General features: G+C 60.9%; 8 protein-coding genes. 5 read left to right on the plus strand and 3 right to left on the minus strand.

The window, feature by feature from the left end; genetic code table 11:
• The first annotated feature begins 96 nt into the window (after positions 1 to 96).
• The 3 genes from VNV36_RS16780 to VNV36_RS16790 all read left to right on the plus strand — a co-directional run bounded on the left by VNV36_RS16780 (position 97) and on the right by VNV36_RS16790 (position 4578).
• A complete protein-coding gene (locus tag VNV36_RS16780; protein ID WP_210642030.1) occupies positions 97 to 1017 on the plus strand; it encodes a hydrogen peroxide-inducible genes activator in 921 nt (306 codons plus the stop codon).
• 9 nt (positions 1018 to 1026) lie between these two features.
• Entirely contained in the window at positions 1027 to 3102 is a 2076-nt protein-coding gene (gene recG, locus VNV36_RS16785; protein WP_325718724.1) for an ATP-dependent DNA helicase RecG, read from the plus strand.
• Positions 3103 to 3180: 78 nt separating this feature from the next.
• The gene (locus VNV36_RS16790) at positions 3181 to 4578 is read left to right on the plus strand and encodes an aminoacyl-tRNA deacylase and HDOD domain-containing protein (protein ID WP_325718725.1); all 1398 of its coding nucleotides are present in this window, start codon (positions 3181 to 3183) and stop codon (positions 4576 to 4578) included.
• Between the two features lie 244 nt (positions 4579 to 4822).
• On the opposite strand, the gene VNV36_RS16795 is transcribed toward VNV36_RS16790, so the two are convergent.
• Both VNV36_RS16795 and VNV36_RS16800 read right to left on the minus strand, forming a co-directional pair.
• A complete protein-coding gene (locus VNV36_RS16795; protein ID WP_325718726.1) occupies positions 4823 to 6130 on the minus strand; it encodes an NHL repeat-containing protein in 1308 nt (435 codons plus the stop codon).
• Positions 6131 to 6272: 142 nt separating this feature from the next.
• Positions 6273 to 6656, minus strand: a complete 384-nt coding sequence (locus tag VNV36_RS16800) for a helicase (RefSeq protein WP_325718727.1) — start codon at positions 6654 to 6656, stop codon at positions 6273 to 6275.
• A gap of 529 nt (positions 6657 to 7185) precedes the next feature.
• Here VNV36_RS16800 and VNV36_RS16805 point away from each other — a divergent pair.
• Both VNV36_RS16805 and VNV36_RS16810 read left to right on the plus strand, forming a co-directional pair.
• A complete protein-coding gene (locus tag VNV36_RS16805) occupies positions 7186 to 7569 on the plus strand; it encodes a DUF6124 family protein (protein WP_325718728.1) in 384 nt (127 codons plus the stop codon).
• A gap of 551 nt (positions 7570 to 8120) precedes the next feature.
• The gene (locus VNV36_RS16810; RefSeq protein WP_325718729.1) at positions 8121 to 9065 is read left to right on the plus strand and encodes a S66 peptidase family protein; all 945 of its coding nucleotides are present in this window, start codon (positions 8121 to 8123) and stop codon (positions 9063 to 9065) included.
• A 130-nt stretch (positions 9066 to 9195) separates the two neighbouring features.
• On the opposite strand, the gene VNV36_RS16815 is transcribed toward VNV36_RS16810, so the two are convergent.
• On the minus strand, positions 9196 to 10238 hold a 1043-nt coding region (locus VNV36_RS16815), incomplete at its 5' end, for a lytic murein transglycosylase (protein ID WP_325718730.1).

Raw genomic sequence — 10238 nt, forward strand, 5'->3', positions numbered from 1 at the left:
TGCTTTCGCCCCCGTCGCATTTCACCCTCAGTCTGATAACGTGCGTCTATCGATTGCAGCCGGTATGCTTGGCTCGCAACTTCACGGACGCTCGCCATGACCCTCACAGAATTACGCTACATCGTCACCCTCGCCCAAGAGCAGCATTTCGGCCATGCGGCCGAGCGTTGCCATGTCAGCCAACCGACGCTGTCGGTGGGTGTGAAAAAGCTTGAAGACGAGCTCGGTGTGCTGATTTTCGAGCGCAGCAAAAGCGCCGTGCGCCTGACGCCGGTCGGCGAAGGCATCGTGGCCCAGGCACAAAAAGTGCTGGAACAGGCCCAAGGCATCCGTGAACTGGCCCAGGCCGGCAAGAACCAGCTGACCGCGCCGCTGAAAGTCGGCGCGATCTACACCGTTGGCCCCTACCTGTTTCCGCACCTGATTCCGCAACTGCACCGGGTTGCCCCGCAGATGCCGTTGTACATCGAAGAAAACTTCACCCATGTGCTGCGCGACAAGCTGCGCAACGGCGAACTGGACGCGATTATCATCGCCTTGCCGTTCAACGAAGCCGACGTCCTGACCCTGCCGCTCTATGACGAGCCGTTCTACGTCCTGATGCCGGCCCAGCACCCCTGGACCCAGAAAAAAACCATCGACGCCGCCCTGCTCAACGACAAGAGCCTGCTGCTGCTCGGCGAAGGCCACTGCTTCCGCGACCAGGTGCTCGAGGCCTGTCCGACCCTGACCAAGGGCGGCGAAGGCGCCAAGCACACCACGGTGGAATCCAGCTCCCTGGAAACCATCCGCCACATGGTCGCCTCGGGCCTGGGCATTTCGATCCTGCCGCTGTCGGCGGTGGACAGCCATCACTACGCCCCCGGCGTGATCGAAGTCCGCCCGCTGACAGCGCCCGTGCCGTTCCGCACCGTTGCCATCGCCTGGCGCGCCAGCTTCCCGCGGCCCAAGGCCATCGAGATCCTCGCTGACTCGATCCGCCTGTGTTCCGTGGCCAAGCCGCCCACAACCAAGTAAGCCGTCGCCATGACTGAGCTGTCGAAAGTGCCGGTCACGGCACTCAAGGGTGTCGGTGAAGCCATGGCCGAGAAACTGGCCAAGGTTGGCCTGGAAAATCTCCAGGACGTGCTGTTCCACCTGCCCCTGCGCTACCAGGACCGCACCCGCGTGGTGCCCATCGGCCATTTGCGGCCAGGGCAGGACGCGGTGATCGAAGGCACCGTCAGCGGCGCCGACGTGGTCATGGGCCGCCGCCGTAGCCTGGTGGTGCGTCTGCAGGACGGCACCGGCGGGCTCAGCCTGCGCTTCTACCACTTCAGCAATGCACAAAAGGAAGGTCTCAAGCGCGGTACCCGCGTGCGCTGCTACGGCGAGGCGCGACCCGGTGCCTCGGGGCTGGAGATCTATCATCCGGAATACCGCAGCATCACCGGCGACGAGCCGCCACCGGTGGACGAGACCCTGACCCCGGTCTATCCGCTCACCGAAGGCCTGACTCAACAACGCCTGCGCCAGCTCTGCCAGCAAACCCTGACCCTGCTCGGCCCCAGCAGCCTGCCCGACTGGCTGCCCACGGAACTGGCCCGGGATTATCAACTGGCGCCGTTGGCCGATGCGATCCGCTACCTGCACCACCCGCCGGCCGATGCCGATGTCGACGAACTCGCCCTCGGCCATCACTGGGCCCAGCATCGGTTGGCCTTTGAAGAGTTGCTGACCCATCAACTGTCGCAGCAACGCCTGCGGGAAAGCCTACGATCCCTACGCGCCCCGGCCATGCCCAAGGCCAAGGATCTGCCCGCCCGCTACCTGGCCAACCTTGGCTTCGCGCCCACCGGCGCCCAACAACGGGTTGGCAACGAAATCGCCTACGACCTGAGCCAGCCCGAACCGATGCTCCGGCTGATCCAGGGCGATGTGGGCGCCGGCAAGACCGTGGTCGCCGCCCTCGCCGCGCTCCAGGCCCTGGAGGCGGGTTATCAGGTCGCGTTGATGGCACCCACCGAGATCCTTGCCGAACAGCACTTCATCACCTTCCAGCGCTGGCTCGAACCCTTGGGCATCGAAGTCGCCTGGCTGGCCGGCAAGCTCAAGGGCAAGAATCGCGCAGCCGCCCTGGCGCAGATCGCCGAAGGCGCACCGATGGTGGTCGGCACCCATGCGTTGTTCCAGGACGAAGTGCAGTTCAAGAACCTGGCGCTGGTGATCATCGACGAGCAGCACCGCTTCGGCGTGCAGCAGCGCCTGGCCCTGCGGCAGAAAGGCGTGGGCGGCCGGATGTGTCCACATCAGTTGATCATGACCGCCACGCCGATCCCGCGGACCCTGGCCATGAGCGCCTACGCCGACCTCGATACCTCGATCCTCGACGAACTGCCCCCGGGCCGCACGCCGGTCAATACCGTGCTGGTCACCGATACCCGACGAGTCGAAGTGATCGAGCGCGTGCGCAGCGCCTGCGCCGAAGGGCGCCAGGCCTACTGGGTGTGCACGCTGATCGAAGAGTCGGAAGAACTGACCTGCCAGGCCGCCGAAACCACCTATGAAGACCTCACCGCCGCCCTCGGCGAGTTGAAGGTCGGGCTGATCCACGGCCGCATGAAACCCGCCGAGAAAGCCGCCGTCATGGCCGAGTTCAAGGCCGGCGCCCTGCAATTGCTGGTCGCCACCACGGTGATCGAGGTCGGTGTGGACGTGCCCAACGCCAGCCTGATGATCATCGAGAACCCCGAACGCCTGGGCCTGGCGCAGTTGCACCAGTTGCGCGGCCGCGTCGGTCGGGGCAGCGCCGCCAGCCATTGCGTGCTGCTGTATCACCCGCCCCTGTCGCAGATCGGTCGCCAGCGGCTGGGCATCATGCGCGAAACCAACGACGGCTTTGTCATCGCCGAAAAAGACCTCGAATTGCGCGGCCCTGGTGAAATGCTCGGCACGCGCCAGACCGGTCTGCTTCAATTCAAGGTAGCCGACCTGATGCGCGACGCCGATCTGCTCCCTGCGGTACGCGACGCCGCCCAGGCTCTACTGGAACGCTGGCCCGATCACGTCAGCCCGCTGTTGGATCGCTGGTTGCGTCATGGGCAGCAATATGGCCAAGTGTGAGCACGCTCTCAGTTTCCGGCCGCACCTGCCAGGCAAGCTGGTTATACTGCTCAACTTGTAGGAAAACGGATACAGACCATGACTGAAGCTGCCCTCGTCCCAGAATCCCCGCACGCTCCGTCTGTTATTCGGCTGCTGCTCGAAAAACTGGGCATCGCCTTTGATGAAGTACTCGAACGACCGGGCCTGAACCCTGCACGCAAAGTGCAAGCCGTTCTGCTGCACGATGCCGTCGGCGCACTCATGGTGCTGTTTCCGCAAAGCCAACTGCTGGACCTCAACCGCCTGGCCGAACTCACCGGTCGCAAGCTCACGGCGGTACCCACCGAACGCCTGGAGCGCATGCTCGGCAAACACAGCCTGAGCCTGTTGCCTGGCCTGCCGGCGCTGACCAGTTCCCCCTGTCTGTACGAAGAGAGCCTGCTGCGCGAGCCGAAGGTGCTGATCAATTCGGGCGAGCCGGGGTTGTTGCTGGAAGTGACCAGCGAAGCGTTCAAGACCATGCTCACCAAGGCCAGCGCCGCGACATTCGGCGAAGCCGTGAGCAACATCACCCCCAACCTGGACCGCCCGCACGACGACCGCGCGGAAATCACCCAGGCCGTCCAGGCGTTTACCGCCCGGCGCATCCAGCAACGGCTGGAAGAGACCATCGAGATCCCGCCGCTGGCCGAAACCGCGCAAAAAATCATCAAGCTGCGGGTCGATCCTGACGCAACCATCGATGACATCACCGGCGTCGTGGAAACCGACCCGGCCCTGGCCGCACAAGTGGTGAGCTGGGCCGCATCGCCGTACTACGCCTCCCCGGGCAAGATTCGCTCAGTGGAAGACGCCATCGTCCGCGTACTGGGCTTCGACCTGGTGATCAACCTGGCGCTGGGCCTGGCCTTGGGCAAGACCCTGAGCCTGCCCAAGGACCACCCGCAACACACCACGCCGTACTGGCACCAGTCGATCTACACCGCCGCCGTCATCGAAGGCCTGACCCGCGCCATGCCCCGCGCCCAGCGCCCGGAAGGCGGCCTGACCTACCTGTCCGGCCTGCTGCACAACTTCGGCTACCTGTTGCTGGCCCACGTGTTCCCGCCGCACTTCTCATTGATCTGCCGGCACCTGGAAGTCAACCCGCACTTGTGCCACAGCTACGTGGAACAGCACCTGCTGGGCATCAGTCGCGAACAGATCGGCGCCTGGCTGATGCGCTACTGGGACATGCCCGACGAACTGGCCACCGCCCTGCGCTTCCAGCACGACCCGCACTACGACGGCGAGTACGCCGCCTACCCGAACCTGGTCTGCCTGGCCGTACGCCTGCTGCGCTCGCGGGGTATCGGCTCCGGTCCGGACGAGGAAATCCCCGATGCACTGCTCGAACGCGTAGGCCTGTCTCGGGACAAGGTCAATGACGTGGTCAGCAAAGTGCTTGAGGCGGAAGTGCTGCTGCGGGAACTGGCTTCGCAGTTCAGCCACTGACCACCGGCTGATCGATGAGCTTGTGGTGAGGGAGCCACCGCCACGTCTTCGACGCTGCTGTCGCGCAGGGAACTAGAACGACGTCCACGAGATATCTGTTTTCGATCGTTCCCACGCTCCGCGTCACGTTTCAGAAGCGGAACGCTCCTGCTCCCCTAGCGGCATGCAGGGGAACAGGAGCGATAAGGATGTCATTCAAGCCCGTCTTTCTGACGGAGCATAGCCCGCGTCGCGTTATAACTAACTAACCCAGATAGCGAAGGACCCAGTTGTTATTTCTGTCAAAGCCCAAACCGCTTATAACGATCCGTCTATCATCCATGTCTGCCATATCTGACGGGGGTCTAGACCCGTCAGGCCCAGCATAAACAACAAAGCCTTGACCGTCGTTGAATTCCGAATCCAAAGTGCCATCATCACGATAACAAGCGGTCAGCGTACCACCGTCATGCAACTCATTGTTCCCAAATCCGACAGCGATTATTGAACCATCATTACGTGCATTGCAGTTGGACCACCAAAAACTCCCGTAAGAAAACTTAGAGTACAGCGGTTGTCCTTCGTTAAATAGCGGATCGTAATACCCATCACCGTCGAGCACCACCATAAAGCCGCTGTAATTCCCGCCAGTTACAACATAGCCTGCCAGTACTATTCTTTCAGTCCCATCTTGCCTCATATTCACTGCAACAGAGCTGAGCCTGGAGTCGGCATTTGTGGGAATTACTACTGGCGCACCATTGTTGAATCCCACATCCGGACTACCTGAATTATCAAAACGTACTATAAACACCCCCCGAGACGTATCGCCGCCATATACGCCAGTTGCCACCACGCGTCCATCCGACTGAACGGCGAATCCTCCGCGCGAAAGCCATTGATATTCGACGCCAGGAAGTTCGACAATTGCTCTGCCCCCATTAAAATTTTCATCAAAAGAACCATCGGACTTCAGGCGATTCACCACAACCCTGGCTCGCCCAAAGACGTCAATCTCGTCGATTAAAACTATGTTGCCGACTGGATCTTCTAACGCAGAGTACCGCCTTCCTCCCTGCGCTCTTCCTAATGGTTCATCATTTACTTGCAGGCTTCCAGCCCCTTCGCTTTGTTGTGAACGATTCCAGCCTAAAATCCTGACCACACCGTTATTTCCGAAGGTGTTATTGAAAGTACCGTCCGAGCGTAACTTTATTATTATGCTATATACATTCCCATTTTCCGGGTATCTAAAGCGAACCAGGGCTCCTCCATCCGCAAGGGCATTAATACCACTCAAATCCTCACCTGACATAAAAGGTAGCTCAGTGTAACCGGCTCCCGAATCACCGAAATTGGTATCGAGTGTCCCGTCTTCATTTAAACGCACAACCACCACCGGCGCGCTTGCTCCTAATAACGGCATGATAGCAAGCAGCTTATTGTCCGGAAGAGCGCAAAGCGCCGGCACGTTGTTTGCGCTGATTTCCGGTATAGGAACGAGGAGTACTCCATCGGTGCCAAAAGATGGATCAAGGGTGCCTGGCTTGAAATTTTTGCTTGGAGTAATCATGGCATTGCTTCCACTAAAAATGATGTCCACATTGACATCAAACTATATGAAAACCTAAACCAAGCACTTACACACCTGTCAGAGTTAACAGTTCGGTTTCCTTAATCGGAATAAAAATTCATTTAATGAGCGTAATTCCTCATTAAGACTTCGGCTTGGCCTTCCTCGGCTTCAAATACTTGGTCAGCCCCTGAAACCAGATCACCAGCGCCGGGTTGCCCTTGATCTGGATCGACTTGTCCTGAATCCCCGTCATGAACGCCAGTTGCTTGTTCTTGGCCTGCATCGTGGCAAAACCATAGGCCGAGTCCTTGAAGGCGATGGCGAAGGCAGGCTCCGGGTAAGTGCCGGACTGGCTGGTGATGCGCTGGTTTTTCACGGTGAAATGCCGGGCGACCTTGCCGTCCAGGGTTTGCAGTTGAAACACCAGTTCCTTATCACCCAACTGCTGCTGGAACGCTGGATTGGTCCGACTGGCCTTGCCCATCAACAACCCCAGCATCCACAGCAGAAAACGAAATTTCATGGGCACCGCCTCGTGAGAAAAGATCAATGGCAGGCAGTTTAGCGATTCTTCGGCGCAACGCCATCATCGGATCGCTTTAGCGGAAGATAAGCTTGTTTTCGCGAAAGATGACTGCCAAGTCACAAAACCTGAAATCAAAAGATCGCAGCCTGCGGCAGCTCCTACACCCATTTCCGTAGGAGCGGCCGAAGGCTGCAGTCTTTTGATCTTTTCCCCCGCCAAACCCTCGGACTTTTCCTTCAACACGCCGGGCGGTTCATGAACTAGGCAGTGCTTCCGAGCCCCGCTAACCTTTCTTCGTCATCGCAAAAAACGGTGACACGGACGTGCAAGTCCGATCTAGGAACGCATTCGTTATGGCTATTCGCCGAGCATTTTTTTATGCTCGCCGACTGTTATGGCGGCTGCGCGTGGGAGACTTTCGGGTCTGCCGGGTTCCTGGACCGGTCTTGCACACCTACGTACAGCTGCCACCCATTTTTCGACGTGCAATCGGAGGGTGCCGGCTCCACTTCCAGGAAGTTTCATTATGTTCAAAGCAACTCCGAATCCCCCGCAAAGCGGCCACAAATCCCGCGTCGAAATGCAGGAAGAAAAAAAGCTCGAAGACGCCGCCACCCGCGCCCTCGACTACTACCTCAAGCCCCAACCCTCCTCCCCACCTGAACCCGAAAAAAACCAGCTCTTCATCGTCTCCCCTCACATCGATACCGAAACCCTGCTGGCCAACGCCTCCGAAGACCTGCAATCGATCAGCACCATCGCCGCCGACCTGGCCGACGACGTGGATGACTCACGCCGCTGCATCGCCCTGGCAATCAGCCGCATGGCCGATGGGGTTCAGTTGCTGGTTGAGCGGGCGTTGGATCATTTGGAAGCAAAGGAGACGGCGGCGCCTGGTGCCAACGGGTAGCGCTTTGCATTGATGCAGGCTGAGCCGACGCCATCGCGAGCAAGCTCGCTCCCACAGGGGATTGGGTTGTCGCGGATATTGCAGCCAACACAAAACAACTGTGGGAGCGAGCTTGCTCGCGATAGCGGTGTATCAGGCACTATCGATGCCAGCTGATACGGCCCCATCGCGAGCAAGCTCGCTCCCACAGGGGAAACGCGATCCCACCAAGAACCAGGCCGGCTATCAGGCCGCCTCGCGGTGGAGTGGACGTTGATCTCAGCGCCCCGTTAACCACGCTGGCCGAACGCAGGCATTGTGGAGTGGGCATCCCGGCATGGATGCCGGGATAGCCGCGCTGGGCCATGGATGGCCCTTCGCGGCGGGCCCACGGAGCAATGCCGGAGTGAGGGCATGCCGAGCCTAGGCGAGGCACCGAGTGGTGGGGCAAAGCGTTTTTGGTTACTTTTGGCGCTCTTCCAAAGTGACCCGCTGTAATAGCGGAACCGCCAGTAGCCGTTACAAAAAAAACGGATATACACCCATAAGCATGCGGAAAAACCGGGAAACCTATGGAAGCCCCCCAGACCCTAACTCCCCATCACCCCGTCCCGGCACTCCCGCCAGAAGGCCTGATCGCCGTGATCGCCCCCGCCGGCCCCGCCCCCCTGGACACAACCAAAGCCATCCAATGGATGCGCGCAAGGGGTCATGAGCTGCGAATATTCCCGGGCGTCTACGAAAAGGACAACTACCTGGCCGGCAGCGACGAAGTACGCCTGAACGACCTGCACGCCGCCTTCGCCGACCCAGAAGTCAAAGCCATCATCTGCCTACGGGGCGGCTACGGCACGCCCCGCCTGCTGGACCGCATCGACTTCGACCTCCTGCGACGCAACCCCAAGCCATTCATCGGCTACAGCGACATCACCGCCCTACACCTGGCCATCAGCCGTTACGCAGGCTTCGTCACCTTCCACGGGCCGCTGCTCAACGCCGATCTGCTGGGCGACAAGGAACCATCGACCATCACCTCGTTCTTCAGCTTGCTGCGTGGGCAGATGAAGGCGGGCAGTGTGCTGAACCATCCCGCCGCTTACCCCTTGACCACCGTCGAGCCGGGCATCGCCCACGGGCGTCTGCTGGGGGGCAACCTGTCGATCATCGCCGCAACCATGGGCACGCCTTATCAGATTGATGCCGAAGGGGTGATCCTGTTCATTGAAGACGTCAACGAACCGCTGTATCGCATTGACCGCCTGCTGACCCAGTTACGACTGGCCGGCACGTTGCACAAATTGCGTGGCGTGCTGGTGGGGGATGTGGCGGGGGTCGATGTCGAGGCGCTGAACCGCTTGCTCAAGCAGACCTTCGAACCGTTGCGCATTCCGGTGCTGTCCGGCTGGCGCAGTGGGCACTGTGATCCGAACCTGACGTTGCCCATGGGGGCATTGGTGACGTTGGATGCGGGGGAGAAGAGATTGGTGTTGGAGCAGGATGTGGTGGTCAGAGGCTAGATGTTTGTTGCCTGATGGTCAGTCATCGCGAGCAAGCCCGCTCCCACAGTTGACCGCGTTCTTTCAGAGAAACGCGGGGCCAATGTGGGAGCGAGCTTGCTCGCGATGGCGGTAGCCGCCATAAGCTGATTCAGCGGTTACGCAACCCTTCCAGCAACTGATGCGTCGGGTACCCGTCCGCCGGCCAGCCAAACGACTGCTGGGCGCTGCGGATTGCCTTGCGGGTGTTGGCGCCGATGATGCCGTCGGGGGTGCCGGCGTCGTAGTTATGCTTGCCAAGCAAGGTCTGCAATTCGATGCGTTCGCTGCGGCTCAGGGGCAGGTCATCCTTTGGCCATTGGCCGTCGATCAGCCCCCCACCGGCGAAGCGCTCGGACAGCAGGCTTACCGCCAATGCGTAGGACGAAGAGTTGTTGTACTTGAGAATCGCGCGGAAGTTGTCGAGTACCAGGAACGCCGGACCGCGATAGCCAGCCGGTAGCAGCAGGGCCGCCGACAGGTGTTCGGCGCCGGCCGGAACCTGGCCGCCGTTGGGCAGGCTGACGCCCAATTGCAGCCATTCGGAGACGGGCTTGCGGATCGCACCATCGGCGAGGGGGTAGTTGAAGCCCTCTTTGAGTCGCACTTCGAAGCCCCACGGCTGGCCGCGTTGCCAGCCCGAGCTCTGCAGATAATGCGCAGTCGAGGCCAAGGCATCGGTGGAACTGCCCCAGATGTCGCGGCGACCGTCGCCATCGAAATCCACCGCATGGGTGTTGTAGGTGGTGGGGATGAACTGGGTCTGGCCCATGGCGCCGGCCCACGAGCCGCGCAGCTGGCTGCGGGTCACCTCGCCGGAGCCGATCAGCTCCAGGGCGGCGATCAGCTGGTCCTCGGCGAAGCCGCGCCGACGGCCTTGCGCTGCGAGCGTCGCCATGGCGCGGATGACGTCGAAATTGCCCTGGATCGCGCCGAAGCCGCTCTCCATCCCCCAGATGCCCAAGAGCACGCCGCGCGGGACGCCATAGCGCGCTTCGATGGCCGGAAGCTGCGGCGTCTGGGCCGCCTTCTGCGCGCCGGTCGCCACCCGCGTGTCGCTGACGACGCCGCGGATGTAGTCCGACAGCGGCTTGGAGAACTCCGGCTGCTTGTTGTCGAGGCCGCCGACGCGCGGATCGGGGGTCAGGCCGGCGA

This window comes from Pseudomonas sp. (assembly GCF_035554175.1).
Classification (GTDB): domain Bacteria; phylum Pseudomonadota; class Gammaproteobacteria; order Pseudomonadales; family Pseudomonadaceae; genus Aquipseudomonas.